Raw genomic sequence first — 16,400 nt, 5'->3', positions numbered from 1 at the left:
ATGGCAGTATTCTTAAACACACTATGTCAAGGAATACGTATGTCAAGAATCACCGTCAAAGCTGGAGCCGACTTTCTTACTGGATTGGCCCATGCAAAACCAGTTGCCGCATTGAGTGAGCTAATTTGGAATGGTTTTGATGCAAAATCTAAGCGTGTTGAGATCGAGATTAAGACGGATCTGGCCTTTGGGGGGATTGAAGCAATTCTGATTAAGGATTATGGTACCGGAATTGCTCACAATAAAGTTGTGGATTACTTTGGTAATCTCGGTGAATCTTGGAAAAAAGCTGAGAAGGCAAATGGAGATCGTTCCCTCCATGGCCAGTTTGGGCGGGGGAGATTCAAATCTCTTTCTCTTGGTGAACAAGTTCATTGGAAAACCGTGTTCGAAAAAAATGGATCAAAATATAAATATACAATTTCAACCGATGCTAATAAAATTAACGATTTTACAATCAGTGAGCCAGAGTTAGCTGATGATGAAGATGTAGGTACACAAGTAGAGATTTATAATGCTAGTAACACTGCGGAGCTTTTATTAACTGAAGATGCTTTAGCTGATCTAATCATGGAATTTGCTCTTTTCCTTACAGAGTATCCAAGTAGGAAGTTAATATTCTTAGGTAAGAGTGTCTCACCTTTTGATGCTTGGTCTGACAAACAGGACTACGATATAGGCGGGGTGAGTCTCCCAGATGGTTCATTGATTAATGCTTCCTTGACTATTATAGAATGGAAAAAGAAAGTTCATAGGGAACTTCATTATTGTGATTTGTTAGGGTTTTCTCTATACAAAGAGAAAATTGGGCAGATTATTCGCGCTCCTGGGTATGATTTTACACTCTACGCGAAGTGTGATTATTTTAAGACGCTAAGTGATAAAAATGAAGTATCTTTAGGTGAGCTTATTCCTGAGGTTAGAGCGATTAAAGATGCTATCATTCAACGGGCGAAGATTCATTTTCTCGACAAAGCATTTCTTAATAAATCCAAAATCGTCGACTCTTGGAAAGAACAAGAAATTTACCCATATAACGATGACGTACTCCAAGGTCCTACGGAAGTAATTGAACGAAAGGTGTTTGATATTCTTGCGGTTAATGTTCAAAGCTATCTCAAAAGCTTTGAAAGTGCTGATAGGAAAACAAAAAAATTCACCTTTATGCTCTTATCTCAAGCGATTAAACAGAATCCCACGTCTGTTCAAAAAATTCTAACCGAAGTGTTAGGTTTGAAGTCTAAAGAGCAAGATGAATTGGCTGCGTTATTGGAGAGGACAACCTTATCATCAATAATTAGTGCTTCTCAGATTGTGTCTAATAGAGTTGATTTTATTAATGGGCTAGATAATCTTTTACACGATAAAAATACAAAGAAAACATTATTGGAAAGAGATCAGCTTCATAAAATTATAGAAAAGGAAGCTTGGCTTTTTCGGGAGGACTTTTTCCTTGCTGGTTCTGAAGACTGGCTTGAAGATGTTTTAAAAAAACATATCAAGCATCTTGGCAAAAGATATGATGAGGATGATAGCGAACCTGTTTTACTCCCAGATGGAAGGCAAGGCCGCGTTGACCTAATGTTTGCAAAGTGCCGTCAACCGTATGAAGGCTATACAGAGTATTTAGTCGTTGAACTTAAACGGCCCTCTCAGAAAATTAATTACGATGTTATCGGTCAGGTCGAAAAATACGCGTTATCTGTTTCTGGGGATGAACGTTTTGATCATACTAAATCAAAATGGACTTTCATAGCAGTGTCTAACTCAATGGATGAGTATGCTGAACGTAGGGCTAATCAACGTGGGTGGCCTAAAGGTAAAACATTAGATGATGCTGAGTTAAATGTTGAAGTATGGGTTATGACCTGGGCTGAAGTGTTGAATGCAGCAAGAGCAAAATTAAGTTTCTTTAGTAAGCAGTTGAATCTAGAGGCATCAAGAGATGATGCAACATGTTATCTTGAAAAGACACACCGTGAATTTATTCCGGTTATAAATAGTACTGAAGAAGTCTAATTATCCTCACCGCCTTCGGGCGGTTTTTTGTTGTTATTAAAATGATCTACGCATTCTAATAATTATAAAGCTACGACGACTTCCTGTAAGTATCCCTGCAAAATGAGTCATCAATTTTTAGAGAGTTTCTGGCACTCCAACTTCCGCTTCTGGCTCGAAGTCATGTGGTCTGCCAAGTGCTAGAAGCGGATGTACATGGTCGTGAATTAGTAATCTGCTTAGCAGAAAGATTAATCTGATCCACCTAACATGGATGGTGAAGTGGACCAAACAGCAGGATATTATCATACCGGTATTTCGTTAATTCTGACCAAGAATATGAGTCTATTCAATAATTAAACTTTCAATGAGGATACCAGAGAGCCTTTTCTTTTAGCATGATCTTTTCGCAACAAAATAAGTTCAAGCATTGCATAGGGTTCAAGAGACTTTTCTATAATGCTCTCTTCATCGATAAGTTCATCAAAAGAAGAAGGACTATTTAAGGATCTAAATTCTTTTAATATGGCTTGATATTGCTCTGATAAACCATAATGTTGCGTTAGTTCTATGAATAAATCCCGATAATATATTGGCCTGTTAATCGGATATGAATCTATGATTTCGGCGAGAGTACTTAAAACAAGAATGTGAAACGTCTGAAAAGGCCATAGTTGCTCATGTTTTCGATTCATTTTCAGGTGCCGTGGGAAAGAGGGGCCTTTCTTGTCTAATGCTGGTGTAAAAAGATGTCTCTTAATCATCCATTCTTTCCAAAACGAGTAGTTAGCCTTGAAGAATGTGTCGTAACCGTTTGAGTATTCAGAAGCTAACATTTCGACCTTTTCTTTTATATGGCGTAGTTTGTCGATCTTAATTAATTCTAGTATATATTGGTTCCTTCTTTTCTGAATGCTTGCCTCCACAGAAGGATGTTTCAACCATGAGCAATGAATAACATTAGACGCATCGTCAAAGTAATTACATATCGCATATTTCCCAGCGGGAGTTCGCAATTCAGGAATGCAACTTGAGTATGAATAACCAACTCTGATCGTTCTACCTCCAGTAAATATATCGAGGACGACACATTCATCAGAATCAAATGTCAGCGAGACTTTTTGACATGTAACGGTGCGGGCAGTAAATACCTCTCTATTTATGTTATGCGTCTTACCATTGTGTTCGACTACTATGTCTTGGCATATGCTGGGGAGATACAGAGTTTTATCCTCCATAGAACGCTTAATGAGTTCGTGTACTTTAGATTCTCTTTCAGCTTTGGCCTGTTGCTTTTCTTGTTCAATCTTTTCCAGGTGCTTGAGTTTATTTTTCTCAAGGGCTGAGTGGTAGATCCATTTGTAGTCTACGCGGTTAACTTTTAGTAGAGCGATCCATTCGTCAATGCTCCTGTTTTCATTCGGTGGAAAACGGTACTCAATCGAATCAATCTGGTGGTCGATGTAATATTGTCTCTTCTCTTCCTCACATTCGTGAGTGACCCAGACTTCAATTGCTACACCACCAATGCCTGTCTCTAGGTACACATCTGCCCAGTATTTCCCGAGTTTGTACTCAAGGGTTGATTTACTGACATCTGTAGTAAATTCAGGAACAAATATATCAGTATCATCAAGAGTTAACGAATTTTGGGGAAGGGTAAACTTGGAAATCGATAAGAAGTGTTGCTGCATCTCGATGTGCAGCTGTGTCATTTGACAGTCTCGGCTTTCTTCTTTGGTTGTGTGAGAGAAATGGTGGCTTATTACCCTACCGTTGTTCTTTGCTACCAGAGCGTCCCCACAGTTCTTACAGATGCATTCACACCGTTTGCCGTTAGGAACGGCATCAACGTGAACAATTTTGTTTGTATCTTTATGGAGGGCATACTCAAAAAGCATTTATTCCTTTAGCATCCTTTCTCAGATATGTCGTTGATTTATCATCATTTGTTCTATTCTTGATTTGAAGGCATCTTTTCCAACTTATCGGTTTATTCTTGCATCATTACCCTACTTTCATCAAGGTAATGTAAAGATCTCGTATAACCGAGCGCTGGCTGATGGAATGGCCTCATGAATCCCAGAACAACCTGACGCCGGAAGAGTGCCGGTTAATGGCTGAAAAACCGGAAATCTCAAAAAATGCGTGGAAGTAAACAGGTGTGCTTACATCAGTTCGCCATCACCGCCACCGGTATCCCGTTCATACTTACGAAGCCAGGTGCGGAGTGTCTCTGGCGTGCAGACAGTCTCCGGGGCAATGGAACTGAGTGCTGCCCACTGTGAGTCGTATTCGTTTTGGCTCTCCAGAACCATACGGATGGTCCCCTGACGGACTTCAGGGGAAAAACGCGTATTTTTAGTTATCCTGTTTACCTCTCTCTCAAAGAGTTTAGTCTCCAGGATTTCCGGGGCGGTTCACTACGTTTCTACCCTGGCAAGCAATTCGTTTACCATAGACTCTACTTCTCTGAATTTTTCCCACACAAAGTAGCTTGCGAAAGATGAATATTGATTATGACTGCAGGTATTTTTGAAAAAATTTTCAATGTTCATTTCCAGTGCTGGTATTAAACTGGAAACTGCGTCAGTGGGTAATTTTACCATTGAGCTAATTAGATTATTCAAGCATATAAAATCATAGTTTAATTTTAATAGTAGTTCTTTTCGAGCTTCTGTGAGTTTTGAGCGGTTGAGGCCGAACAAGTCAATACTAGTCTTTCCATATACAGAAACTGCGACAGCAAGTGGATGATCAGCTACTATTCTCCAATTAATATGCTCAGCTGGATTTACTCTGGTGGGGTCGATCAACAATGGGTCTTCTAGACTATGGTCATCAGTGGCACAGGTGGCTCGCGGTCCTGCTACTGGGAAGTGATCGTGCTTGCCACTTAATTTTTCCCCTTGTGTTAATTGTTGGCCATCTTCACTGCTCAGGTGAATTTGGTAACGACCACGATTACAGTCAATACAGGAAGATAGCAAATTAGTCCATTCCGTGGCTAGCCACCAATAACCAAAATGATTAGTCTCGCCCTCAATTTTTCCCTTTGGTCGAAAGTGTTCAACATCGATCGGTCCAGTGTTTGTAATCTTACTCTCGCAGTAGGCACATTTGTTATAGAACAATGAGTTTAGTGCATCTATCACATCGTTCTCTTTGTAATATGCGAATGGGTAAGCCTTATTTTGAGGAGTTTGGTAATAAATGGATGCTCGTACTTTCTCACGATACCCAGCACCATTTGGCTCAGTTAGTGATGCTGGTTTGGGTATACGATTGCGGTCAACGGATATCATATTTGCTCCTATTGCGTTTAAGTACCTCGATGATCGCTTTAACTGACTCTTCTCTAGCTTGGGTACGTTCTACAATGGTCACCAAGCTTGTGTCACGTATGTGTCGGGTCAATGCTTGGGCTATTATTTGTCGATCAATAGTGTCGCCTATTATAGGTAGAGAACCATAGTTTTCTAATAATTCGTCACGATGTTTACGTTCTTGTAGTGACAGTTCACTATCTTTATATACTGCGTATTTGGCAAGCGTCTCAAGGGCGCTCTGGCGCATTGGATCTTCAGTGGTAGCCAAGCCGAAATAATCAGATGTTAAAATTTGTTCGATGCGCATATTAGCTACGTTTGGCAAGTGTTCCACGTGTTTCAGGTACCCATCTTGATCCCGATATAACACTTTTACTTCGTTTTTAAACATTCCTCTTAGGCAAAGAGGATCATGAGTCGAGGTGATGAATTGCACTTTAGGGAGTGATTCGCGTAATGCACTCATAACCCGCATTTTCCATCGAGGATGTAAGTGATTTTCAATTTCATCAACCAATACGACTCCCTGAGCAAACTCCAAGTTATCCCAATGATTAAGCATTTCCCTCATGATATCTACAGCCATCGCAAATAAAGATTTATATCCCTCACTAAGGTGCTCAATTGGTAAAGTTGATGTGTGGCGCTGAATGAAAATTGAATGGGAATCACGGGATACAAATTCACCAGTACGTAAGGTTAGTAGTGATGCTAATGCTCGCGCTATAGCATTGAATTTATCGTCACCTATGCCTAAGAGCCATAATGTAGGGTCGGGTAAACTTGCGGCTTGGTTGAATAGCGTCTTACTAGGACAGGGTTGATTCTTAATTAATCTCCTAGATAGGAAGTAGCGCCTTGAACCATAGCCAAAGACTAAATTTTGAGGCTTTCCAATAGTTCTTAATTTACCTGTTTCGTGATCCATTATTAAGGATACATGCTCATCATTGCGAAAATAAACGGTCACATTAAGTTGATTTTGAGATATTTCGTGTACATCAAGCCCATGAGTAATTATATCTTGACGATTAAGAGGAAGTCGTCGGCGGTCAGCGGCATTCATCACAGCAAGGGCTATAGCTTGAAGAATTGAACTTTTCCCGGTCGCGTTCTCTCCTAAAAGCATAGTACAAGAGGTTTGATGATTTGAGACATCACTATCGAAATCCAGAGAAAAATGTTCTATACCCTTGAATTGATTGATTTCAATTTTTCTAATATGCGAATATCTCTTTGGCAAAGAAAAACCACCCAAGTTGGTATTTTGAATTACAAATTCCAGATGGTTAATTTTGCAACATTTAATGGCATCTTCCCATTGGCTAGATGAGTATTCTGCTTTAAGCCTAATTATTTTTTTTATGATGTTTGAATGAGAAAAATATTTATTATTGCCATTTTTATTTTGAAGTATGCGGCATACATGACTAAGACAATTCCTGATAGCACCAGCGTAGGTATTGGCATCATTTGTGTGTTCACTCAGAGTCTTGCTTAACTCATTGTTATCATGGCTAAAAAGAATCAGTTCGAGTGTTTGAACAATTGTTTTTTTACGATTTATTTGAAGACTTGGCCGGTTAAGGTTAAGCAAGTCTACGGTTGCTTTCCCCTGTTCAGTATTGCCAAAAACCATACCATCTGTATCGAACATCAGATGACTTGTTGGATTGTCCTCAAATGGGTTGAGCAGTATAGGTTGCTCCATTATTTGCGCTGCTTTCCATGAAGAAAAGGTATATGCAGTGCGACCCATTATGGGGAAATAGTTGAGCTTGTAGCTATTACATTCTTCACAAATCAACATCAAGTTTTGCCATTCATAAGCAAACCAAGAGTAGCAATGCACATGCTCAATATTATTTTTTGGATCGATAGCATTGCTCAGAGGCCTATAGTGCGATATAAACCTATCACTTCCACCTTCTAGAGCGATTTCACAGTATGCACATTTGTTATTTTGGACTCGCTTAAGCTCATCGATTACGGCTGAACTTAGTACTTCTTTATTGAATGGTGCTCTGGTGCGGGATCGTTCAATATTATTAAGTTTTAAGTAGGCTTTAAGTCGAAACATCTCTTTGTTGTATAATATACTTTTTGTGGAAATATCAGACGGTTTTGGATTGACCTGTTTTTTTAGCTTTAACAATGTTCATAATCTCCTGTGAAAAAAACATCTGAAACCACGCAGCTTTGTAGAGTTTTTGGCTTTAATTATAAAGCAGGGGGATACCTTCAACTGTGAACTTCTCCCCAAAACAATTAACATGGTTCGGTACTAGCAATGTCTGCTTCTGGCACAAAGTGGACCCTGAGGAATGAGTTCTATCCTCGTGGTTCACTAAGTGCACTAAGTTCTACACGGATCCTGCTACCCATTTGTCCAACATATCAGCCCATTCCTGCATCATCACTTTACGCTCATCAAGATAAGTTGCATGGTTGTATGTGCGACGAACATTGTTGGTATCAGCGTGTGCAAGTTGGGCCTCAATAGCATCAGGTCGATAGCCCATTTCGTTTAAACGCGTACTTCCTGTAGTTCTGGTTGCATGGGGGCTATAAATGCCACTCCAGCCGAGGCTTTTTAGTAGCTGGCGCAGGGAGTGCGATGTCATTGGACCTTTCGGATTATCCCTGCCCGGAAAAAGGTGCTGTCGATGCCCGGTTAATCCCTGTAGTGTTCTGAGCATGTTGACAGCCTGGGAGGGAAGGGGAATAACGTGTTCTCTGCGGGCTTTCATTCGCGTTGACGGAATAGTCCACAGTGCGTTATCGAGATCGAATTCTGTCCACTCTGCCTCAGTTACTTCGGCTGGTCGCGCCAGCGTCCACCACATAAGCCACATGCAATAGTTAACCTGGTATGAGCCGCGACTGTTGTCAAAACAGCTTAATAGTTTCCCGATTTGCTGCGGATTCAATGCCTGTTTGTGCTGCGTTTTGTTTGCCGGAATCGCCTTACGCACCGGCCAGACAGGATCGCTATCTGCTCTGAGCGTCGCCACCGCCAGCTCAAAAACGGATGAAATGGTGCGGCGGGCTTCAGCGGCAACGGTCGGAGCGCCGCGCTTAGCCGTTTCCTGAAGAATTTTAAGAATGTGGTGCGGGGTGATGTCCCTGATAGGAAGTTTGCCGATGGCGGGGAAAACTACACGCTCAAGCATATCAAGGCGGCGAGTTTTGGTGATTTCGGCCCAGTCTTTCATCTGCAACCACTCTTTGGCGATCAGCTCAAAGGTGTTGGATGCGTCGTTGACCTTGCGAATCTTATCTAACTGGCGAGCCTGTGTCGGGCTAACTCCATTCGCGACTTGTTTACGCGCTTGCTCACATTTCTCGCGAGCTTCGGCAAGTTTGACCGTCGGGTACTCACCCAACGCGAACATGCTGGATTTGCCGTTGAGTTTAAACCGATAGCGCCATGCCTTTTTGCCGTTGGGTTTCACTTCGAGGTAAAGACCATTGAAGTCATTGAGTCGATAAAGTTTTTCTTTCGGCTTAGCAGTGCGGCATTGTGTATCAGTGAGCATAGCGAGTCCTTGTTTATTTCTTATACCGCTATTGTACTCACCTAAAATGAAGATGGAAACTGATTGTACTCATCCCTGTACTCATTTTTGACAGCGTTGCTACGAGATGAATTGAGACATTGTGAAATGAAAAATCCACGCAATTGCGTGGATTTTATAGAGTTTCACCGTTGTTCTGAGATTCAGTAAAACCTCATGAGACGACAAATTTCATTTAGACGTTGAACAGGAAGTTCATAACGTCGCCATCTTTAACGATGTAGTCTTTCCCTTCGGCGCGCATCTTGCCGGCTTCTTTTGCCCCTTGCTCACCTTTGTAAGTGATAAAGTCTTCATAGGCGATGGTCTGGGCGCGGATAAAGCCTTTTTCGAAGTCGGTGTGGATTTTACCTGCCGCCTGCGGAGCGGTCGCGCCAACAGGGATAGTCCACGCGCGAACTTCTTTGACGCCAGCGGTAAAGTAGGTCTGCAGGTTCAGCAGTTCGTAACCGGCACGGATCACGCGGTTCAGGCCCGGCTCTTCAAGACCCAGCTCGGCCATGAACTCATCGCGGTCGGCATCGTCCAGTTCAGCGATATCAGACTCGACAGCAGCGCACACGGCGACCACTACGGAGCCTTCAGCTGCGGCGATCTCGCGAACTTTATCGAGGTAGGGGTTATTCTCAAAACCGTCTTCGTTCACGTTAGCGATGTACATGGTCGGCTTCAGCGTCAGGAAGCTCAGGTATTTGATGGCGGCCTTGTCTTCTTCGGTCAGGTTTTTCAGCGCGCGCAGCATGCCGGCATTTTCCAGCTGCGGCAGGCATTTTTCCAGCGCCGCCAGCTCAGCTTTCGCGTCTTTATCGCCGCCTTTCGCTTTCTTCTGTACGCGGTGAATCGCTCGTTCGCAGGTATCGAGGTCGGAAAGCGCTAGCTCGGTGTTGATCACATCGATGTCGTCTGCCGGATCCACTTTGTTATTCACGTGGATGATGTTGTCGTTCTCGAAGCAGCGCACCACGTGACCGATAGCTTCGGTTTCACGGATGTTGGTCAGGAACTGGTTACCCAGACCTTCGCCTTTGGACGCGCCTTTCACCAGGCCCGCGATGTCGACGAATTCCATGGTGGTCGGCAGAATGCGCTGTGGTTTGACGATTTCAGCCAGCTTGTCCAGACGCGGATCGGGCATCGGCACGACACCGGTGTTCGGCTCAATGGTACAGAAGGGGAAGTTGGCCGCTTCAATACCCGCTTTGGTGAGCGCATTGAACAGGGTGGATTTGCCGACGTTGGGCAAACCGACGATACCGCATTTGAATCCCATGATTTAAATCACCTTAATCTTTGGATAATCAACCTGTTACAATGAACAGATTGCAGAAAAGTAAATAGCTTTGGCTATTATACACCGTGCGCGGCAAAAATTCCGCACGTCGACCGGTTATTGCGCTTTAAAAGCGTGTAAACGGTTGGTCGCTTTGGTGAGACCTTCTTTCAGCCACACCTCGGTGCAACGCGCCGCTTCGTCAACGGCTTCATCAATCAGTTTCTGTTCGCTCGTCGGAGGTTTACCCAGCACAAAGCCGACAACCTTGTTTTTATCGCCCGGATGGCCAATTCCGACACGTAAGCGATGAAAGTTGGGGTTATTACCGAGCTTGCTGATGATATCTTTCAGACCGTTGTGGCCGCCGTGGCCGCCACCGAGCTTAAATTTTGCCACCCCGGGCGGCAGATCCAGCTCATCGTGCGCCACCAGAATCTCATCCGGATTAATGCGGTAGAAGGTGGCGATCGCCGCCACGGCTTTGCCGCTGAGATTCATAAAGGTGGTCGGGACCAACAGGCGGACATCTTCGCCGGCAAGGTTAATCCGCGAGGTGTAACCGAAGAATTTGCTCTCTTCGCGCAGCGGGGCGCGATGGCGGTCAGCCAGTAAATCTACGTACCAGGCACCAGCATTGTGCCGGGTCGCCGCGTATTCTGCGCCGGGGTTTGCCAGGCCGACAATCAGTTTTATCGTCACTTTTCTATCCTGCTTGGGTCGTTCTCTGGCGCGTAGTGTACTGTTTGCCGAGGCGGTTGACAAAATTCTGCCGCCTCAACGGCGGGGAAAGAGATAATTACCCTTATGAACCATTAGAATTTGATGTTGTTCAGTAAGTTATTTGTAAGTTTTTGTTGATTTGATATTAACTAATGTGATCGCCGACGCAATCAACCTTATCCCCATTGTCTATACTAGACCTATAAGTTTTGGGGATATTCCCAGGTAACCCAAGGTTCCGGAGGTGACATATGAAACGCAGAAACGCTTCGTTACTCGGTAATGTACTGATGGGTTTAGGATTGGTCGTCATGGTTGTTGGCGTTGGTTACTCTATTTTAAACCAGCTTCCGCAGCTTGACCTGCCGCAGTTCTTCGCTCATGGCGCGATTTTAAGTATTTTTGTCGGCGCCGTTCTCTGGCTCGCAGGAGCGCGCGTTGGCGGGCATGAACAGGTTTGCGACAAATACTGGTGGGTCCGCCATTACGATAAACGCTGCCGCCGCGATCAGCACCGCCATAGCTAAGCCAGTTCACCGCGCCGGCCGTCTCACGGCGGGTGCGCTTGCATAACGTCTTCATTTGCAGCCAGCTGCCTTCCCGGTAGCTGGCTGTTTTACTTTCGCGTCGCCTCTTTTCTTCGGCTCAACGCGTTTGCGGCCCGGGCTGCGCCTCCACCATACAATACCTTCTCTTTAACACTTAACCCTGACGAAATGTCAGGCGGCGGAGTGGCGCTATGGTCGAACAACAGGCGCAGTGATGTTAATCAGGTGGGTGAACCGGCGAGACGTGCCGGAATGACCGTCCGCACGCTACCTCACTATGAACAAACGAGGCTGCTGATACCGCCGGCCAGAAGCGCGGCGCTATACCCTGGCGGCGGTTCAGCGTCTGCACAGGATTAAGGTGCAGGCCAGGCAGTGGCTGGCGTGGTTTCAGTTCTGTGCCGGAACCCATCCTCAAACTGAGCAAAAATGCCGCTTTGCGATGGAGCGCGAACCGCACCTGATGAAAGGGACCTGGATGATGCCGGAGACGTCTGGCTGGCTCCGGCAGGCAACTGGCGTGATGATGACGCAGGCGCATGCGCCCGCGTCACCATAGTTAAATGTCTGCCAGAGCGGCAGCACGGTCGGGATAGAAGCTCAGGCGCCCCGGAATCGGCTGAACGCCCGCCCGTGCCAGCGTGCGCAGCGGCTGAAACTCGAGATTAGATACGCGCAGTTCACAGCCTTCCGGCAGTTTGTTGACGAAGCGCTGGAAGGCATCCAGCCCGCCGGCATCCAGTACCGGCACCGCATCCCATTTCAGAACCACGATCCGCTTCCCTGCAATCCGCGTTTCCAGATCGTTAAACAGCCCTTCGGCAGCGGCAAAGAAGAGGGGGCCGATAACCCGCAGGACCAGCACATCGTCGGGCACATCAACGTTAACCGGCGCCAGATGGGTCATGCGCGCAATGCGGCGCATGAACAGCAGCGAGGCCAGTACGATACCGACGCTGATAGCGATGACCATATCAAACAGTACGGTCAGCGACATGCACATCAGCATCACCACGATGTCGTCCTTCGGCGCGTAGCGCAGCAAATTCACCACCTTGTGCGCCTCGCTCATATTCCACGCCACCATCAGCAGCAGCGCCGCCATCGCAGACAGCGGAAGCCAGGAGAGCAGCGGCGCCAGCACCAGCAGCGCCATAATGACCAGCAGCGCATGGATAACGGCGGACACCGGCGATGTTGCGCCGGCGCGGACGTTAGCCGCTGAACGGGCAATGGCGGCGGTGGCGGTAATCCCGCCAAAGAAAGGGGCGATGATATTGCCGAGACCCTGACCTATCAGTTCGCTGTTGGCTTTGTGCTTAGTGCCGGTCATCCCGTCGAGCACCACCGCACACAGCAGTGATTCAATCGCGCCGAGCATCGCCATCGAGAAGGCCGCCGGCAGCAGCGCCTGCAGTGACGCCCAGCTGAGCGTAAAGTCGGAGCCTGGCATATCCCACGGCAGCACCAGCTGCGGCAGCAGCTGCGGGATCCCGTTACCCTGGCTACCGTCAGCCAGAATATAGTGGAACTGAGAGCCGATGGTCGCGACGTGGCCGCCCATAAGATTGACTATCGCCATCACCGCACAGCCTGCCAGCAGCGCAGGCAGGTGGCCGGGCAGGCGGATCCCCAGACGCGGCCAAAGGATCAGCGTGCCAAGGGTGACTACGCCAATCGCCGCATCGCCGGGATTGGCCGTCGGCAGCGCCATGACCAGGGCGGAGACCTTCTGCAGATAGTGCTCGGGAACGTGCGCCATCTGCAGACCAAGAAAATCTTTTATCTGCATGGTACCGATAGTGATACCAATACCGGAGGTAAACCCGAGGGTAACGGACAGCGGGATATATTCAATTAAGCGGCCAAAGCGGGCGAGGCCGAAAAGAATTAAAAAGACCCCGGACATCAACGTCGCCACCAGCAGTCCGGCCAGGCCAAACTGCTGTGACACCGGATAGAGGATGACCACAAAGGCGGCGGTTGGCCCGGATACGCTAAAGCGCGAGCCGCCGGTCAGGGCGATAATAATCCCGGCGACGGCGGCAGTATAAAGTCCATACTGCGGCGCGACACCGCTGCCAATAGCCAACGCCATTGCCAGAGGAATAGCAATAATCCCGACCGTGATCCCGGCGATCAGATCGCGGGTGAAACGGGACAGCGTGTATTTTTCTTTCCAGCAAGCATCGATGAGGGCGCGGAAAGGCATCACATGTGAGGAAAATAATCTGTTCACAATAATGTTTCATCCATGGGCGCATCATCTGTCAACTAAATGGCAGGTGAAGGAGGCATTAGTCATACAAATTGGATTCAGAGACAAAAAAACCCGCCGCAGCGGGTTTTTTGGCCGGGCTCGATTAGTGTTCGAACATAGCAGAGATAGATTCTTCGTTGCTGATACGACGAATCGCTTCTGCCAGCATGCCAGACAGCGTCAGCGTACGCACTTTTTCCAGCGCTTTGATTTCCGGCGCCAGCGGAATAGTATCGCAGACGACGAATTCATCAATCACAGAGTTTTTAATGTTCTGGATAGCATTGCCGGAGAAGATCGGGTGAGTGGCGTAGGCAAATACGCGTTTCGCACCACGTTCTTTCAGCGCTTCAGCTGCTTTACACAGCGTGCCGCCGGTATCGATCATATCGTCAACCATAACGCAGTCGCGGCCGGCAACGTCACCGATGATGTGCATCACCTGAGAAACGTTAGCGCGCGGACGGCGTTTGTCGATGATAGCCATATCGGTATCGTTCAGCAGTTTGGCGATAGCGCGCGCACGCACCACGCCACCGATGTCCGGAGAAACCACGATCGGGTTATCCAGGTTCAGCTGCAGCATATCTTCCAGCAGAATAGGGCTGCCGAATACGTTATCAACCGGAACGTCGAAGAAGCCCTGGATCTGTTCTGCATGCAGGTCAACGGTCAGTACGCGGTCAACGCCAACGCTGGACAGGAAATCGGCAACCACTTTCGCGGTAATCGGCACACGCGCAGAACGCACACGACGGTCCTGACGAGCATAGCCGAAATAAGGGATAACAGCGGTGATACGACCCGCCGAAGCGCGACGCAGAGCATCAACCATAACAACCAGTTCCATCAGGTTGTCGTTGGTGGGAGCACAAGTGGACTGGATGATGAAAATATCACCACCGCGTACGTTTTCATTGATTTGTACGCTGACTTCGCCGTCGCTAAAACGACCTACAGCGGCGTCGCCAAGAGAAGTGTACAGGCGGTTGGCAATACGTTGTGCTAGTTCCGGGGTGGCGTTACCAGCAAAAAGCTTCATATCAGGCACGAGAAGAACCTCAGGCATGCGTCCAGTGGTGGATGAAAAGCGCCAGAAACCGTGCGGGCGGCACTCTTCTATCCAGGCGGTGTATTTAAAGAGAACGATGCAACGTCTGGAACAGGGTGACGTTGTCACCGTTACTCAATTTGCCCGGCGTACTAAGGTAATTCGTGCAAAAGCAGAACTACCTGGGTAGGGCTAGCTTGAGCGGGGAGATATTAACTCCTCGCGCTACAAAGCCTTGTAGCCATTCCGGGGCTTGCTCCAGCACCTGACGAGCGGCAGATTCGGTGTCAAATTCAGCAAAGACACAGGCTCCTGTGCCAGTCAGGCGCGACGGCGCATATTCTAACAGCCAGGAAAGCGCCGCATCAACCTCGCGAAAACGTTTTCTTGCGATAACCTCGCAATCATTGCGAAATTCACATTTTAGTAACGTACTTATTGACCTGACCAGGGTATTTCGTGGTAGCTCGGGGTCACGGAAAATGATCGGCGTCGGAATACTGACCCCAGGATGAGCGACCAGGTACCACTTTTCTGGCGGTTCGACCGGCGTCAGAATCTCGCCAATGCCTTCGGCAAAGGCGGCGTGGCCGCGCACGAATACCGGCACATCGGCGCCAAGACTCAGCCCCAGCGTCGCCAGCTCCTCTTCCGACAAGCCACAGCCCCACAGATGATTCAGCGCCACCAGCACCGTCGCGGCGTTGGATGAACCGCCGCCCAGACCGCCGCCCATTGGCAGGCGTTTGTCGATGCTGATATCGGCGCCGCTACCGGCGGGAAGCTGTCCGGATGCCGTCGCCGCCTGCATCAGCAGCCTTGCGGCGCGAATAATCAGATTCTCTTCATCGGGTACGCCGGCAACCGGCGTCAGCAGGCGCAGCACACCGTCATGACGCGGTTCGATAGTTAAGGTGTCGCCATAATCAAGGAACTGAAACAACGTCTGCAGGGTGTGATAACCATCGGCGCGCTGTCCAGTGATGTACAAAAACAGGTTCAGCTTTGCAGGAGAGGGCCAGCGGGTCATCATTTCACAATCCAGTTATCCATTTTCAGCTTGATACGCTGACTGCCGTTGTTCAGCTCCATGTTGGCCGGCAGCGATGGCTGAGTATCGCTGGTATAGCCGCCGTAGGTGACATGCCAGGTTTTGCCGTTCTGCGTATAGTTCAGTTCGCTCAGGCGGTATTTATCGTCCAGCGAGTAGTCGGTGGCGTCGCCCGGCAGGCCGACGATCCACTGGCGCAGGCTGTTTAGCGGAATCGGCATTCCGGTCAGGCGGCCAATCATCTCTTCGGCATCGGTCGCCGTATAGGTCTGGCCCTTGTTATCGATCAGCGTCACGCTGCCCGGCTGGGCGGTCAGCGACAGTTCGGTGCTGCCTAACGGGTTGGTCAGCAGCAGGCGATAGCGATCCTGGCCGGTTTGCTGCCAGAAGAAGCGAGCGTATACTTTTTGTTCATCAGAGAGGTAAGCGAAGGCGCCGCGGGTCTGGTATTGGCTCAGATTGCGGACATCCTGCTGGTGCTGACGCCACTGAGGAGAGTCAGGGCTTTTGCCAGGGCCTTTCGGGGCGTTGAGTGTACAGGCGGTCAGGACCAGGCTTGCCAGCGGTAACAGGCGGAGCAGTCGATTCATAA

13 protein-coding genes and 3 pseudogenes are annotated in these 16,400 nt (G+C 47.8%); 5 read left to right on the top strand and 11 right to left on the bottom strand.

The features are described 5' to 3' along the window. Positions 1 to 39: 39 nt before the first annotated feature. Entirely contained in the window at positions 40 to 2,019 is a 1,980-nt protein-coding gene (locus tag AC007G_RS19005) for an ATP-binding protein (protein ID WP_407300214.1), read from the top strand. Positions 2,020 to 2,354: 335 nt separating this feature from the next. On the opposite strand, the gene AC007G_RS19000 is transcribed toward AC007G_RS19005, so the two are convergent. Then, positions 2,355 to 3,899: a competence protein CoiA family protein gene (locus tag AC007G_RS19000; RefSeq protein ID WP_335290247.1), complete on the bottom strand. Its 1,545-nt coding sequence runs from the start codon at positions 3,897 to 3,899 to the stop codon at positions 2,355 to 2,357. Between the two features lie 143 nt (positions 3,900 to 4,042). Here AC007G_RS19000 and AC007G_RS18995 point away from each other — a divergent pair. Then, positions 4,043 to 4,156 (top strand): annotated as a pseudogene (locus AC007G_RS18995) (integrase); the annotation flags it as partial. Between the two features lie 16 nt (positions 4,157 to 4,172). On the opposite strand, the pseudogene AC007G_RS18990 reads toward AC007G_RS18995, so the two are convergent. The 6 genes and pseudogenes from AC007G_RS18990 to pth all read right to left on the bottom strand — a co-directional run. Then, a pseudogene (locus AC007G_RS18990) lies at positions 4,173 to 4,367 on the bottom strand (IS3 family transposase); the annotation flags it as partial. A 54-nt stretch (positions 4,368 to 4,421) separates the two neighbouring features. Further along, positions 4,422 to 5,303: an HNH endonuclease family protein gene (locus tag AC007G_RS18985; protein WP_407300215.1), complete on the bottom strand. Its 882-nt coding sequence runs from the start codon at positions 5,301 to 5,303 to the stop codon at positions 4,422 to 4,424. After that, positions 5,290 to 7,482: an AAA family ATPase gene (locus AC007G_RS18980; RefSeq protein WP_335290249.1), complete on the bottom strand. Its 2,193-nt coding sequence runs from the start codon at positions 7,480 to 7,482 to the stop codon at positions 5,290 to 5,292. Before AC007G_RS18980 ends, AC007G_RS18985 begins: the two co-directional genes overlap by 14 nt. Positions 7,483 to 7,690: 208 nt before the next feature. Then, a complete protein-coding gene (locus AC007G_RS18975; protein WP_180889006.1) occupies positions 7,691 to 8,866 on the bottom strand; it encodes a tyrosine-type recombinase/integrase in 1,176 nt (391 codons plus the stop codon). 214 nt (positions 8,867 to 9,080) lie between these two features. After that, positions 9,081 to 10,175, bottom strand: a complete 1,095-nt coding sequence (gene ychF, locus AC007G_RS18970) for a redox-regulated ATPase YchF (protein ID WP_004863554.1) — start codon at positions 10,173 to 10,175, stop codon at positions 9,081 to 9,083. Positions 10,176 to 10,292: 117 nt separating this feature from the next. Next, positions 10,293 to 10,877, bottom strand: a complete 585-nt coding sequence (gene pth / locus AC007G_RS18965) for an aminoacyl-tRNA hydrolase (RefSeq protein WP_032687094.1) — start codon at positions 10,875 to 10,877, stop codon at positions 10,293 to 10,295. A 272-nt stretch (positions 10,878 to 11,149) separates the two neighbouring features. Between pth and ychH the strand changes: the two genes are divergently transcribed. The 3 genes and pseudogenes from ychH (at position 11,150) to AC007G_RS18950 (ending at position 12,005) form a co-directional block, all read left to right on the top strand. Then, on the top strand, positions 11,150 to 11,425 hold the full coding sequence (gene ychH / locus AC007G_RS18960; protein ID WP_032687095.1) for a stress-induced protein YchH: 276 nt from the start codon (positions 11,150 to 11,152) through the stop codon (positions 11,423 to 11,425). Between the two features lie 189 nt (positions 11,426 to 11,614). Further along, a pseudogene (locus AC007G_RS18955) lies at positions 11,615 to 11,828 on the top strand (MerR family transcriptional regulator); the annotation flags it as partial. After that, positions 11,808 to 12,005, top strand: a complete 198-nt coding sequence (locus tag AC007G_RS18950) for a hypothetical protein (protein ID WP_376768090.1) — start codon at positions 11,808 to 11,810, stop codon at positions 12,003 to 12,005. The pseudogene AC007G_RS18955 and the gene AC007G_RS18950, both read left to right, overlap by 21 nt. On the opposite strand, the gene dauA is transcribed toward AC007G_RS18950, so the two are convergent. From dauA to lolB, 4 genes are all read right to left on the bottom strand, one after another. Then, positions 12,006 to 13,685 carry a C4-dicarboxylic acid transporter DauA gene (gene dauA, locus AC007G_RS18945; protein ID WP_071999974.1) on the bottom strand — a complete coding sequence of 560 codons (1,680 nt, stop codon included), beginning with the start codon at positions 13,683 to 13,685 and terminating at the stop codon, positions 12,006 to 12,008. It lies immediately after the preceding gene. Positions 13,686 to 13,809: 124 nt separating this feature from the next. Beyond that, positions 13,810 to 14,757 carry a ribose-phosphate diphosphokinase gene (prs, locus tag AC007G_RS18940; protein ID WP_004863536.1) on the bottom strand — a complete coding sequence of 316 codons (948 nt, stop codon included), beginning with the start codon at positions 14,755 to 14,757 and terminating at the stop codon, positions 13,810 to 13,812. Between the two features lie 178 nt (positions 14,758 to 14,935). Continuing rightward, entirely contained in the window at positions 14,936 to 15,787 is an 852-nt protein-coding gene (gene ispE, locus AC007G_RS18935) for a 4-(cytidine 5'-diphospho)-2-C-methyl-D-erythritol kinase (RefSeq protein ID WP_162180087.1), read from the bottom strand. Then, positions 15,787 to 16,398: a lipoprotein insertase outer membrane protein LolB gene (lolB, locus tag AC007G_RS18930; RefSeq protein ID WP_032687099.1), complete on the bottom strand. Its 612-nt coding sequence runs from the start codon at positions 16,396 to 16,398 to the stop codon at positions 15,787 to 15,789. The genes ispE and lolB overlap by 1 nt, the downstream gene beginning before the upstream one ends. Positions 16,399 to 16,400 lie beyond the last annotated feature (2 nt).

It is taken from the genome of Klebsiella sp. CSG-1 (genome assembly GCF_056521145.1).
Note: the sequence above shows the minus strand (reverse complement) of the source record. Positions and strands in the feature narration are given on the sequence as shown.

Excerpts from the sequence above, each read along its gene's own strand:
- AC007G_RS18975 (WP_180889006.1), bottom strand. The coding sequence starts at position 8,866 with ATGCTCACTGATACACAATGCCGCACTGCTAAGCCGAAAGAAAAACTT.
- lolB (WP_032687099.1), bottom strand. The coding sequence starts at position 16,398 with ATGAATCGACTGCTCCGCCTGTTACCGCTGGCAAGCCTGGTCCTGACC.
- AC007G_RS19005 (WP_407300214.1), top strand. The coding sequence starts at position 40 with ATGTCAAGAATCACCGTCAAAGCTGGAGCCGACTTTCTTACTGGATTG.
- ychF (WP_004863554.1), bottom strand. The coding sequence starts at position 10,175 with ATGGGATTCAAATGCGGTATCGTCGGTTTGCCCAACGTCGGCAAATCC.
- ychH (WP_032687095.1), top strand. The coding sequence starts at position 11,150 with ATGAAACGCAGAAACGCTTCGTTACTCGGTAATGTACTGATGGGTTTA.
- AC007G_RS19000 (WP_335290247.1), bottom strand. The coding sequence starts at position 3,899 with ATGCTTTTTGAGTATGCCCTCCATAAAGATACAAACAAAATTGTTCAC.
- ispE (WP_162180087.1), bottom strand. The coding sequence starts at position 15,787 with ATGACCCGCTGGCCCTCTCCTGCAAAGCTGAACCTGTTTTTGTACATC.
- AC007G_RS18985 (WP_407300215.1), bottom strand. The coding sequence starts at position 5,303 with ATGATATCCGTTGACCGCAATCGTATACCCAAACCAGCATCACTAACT.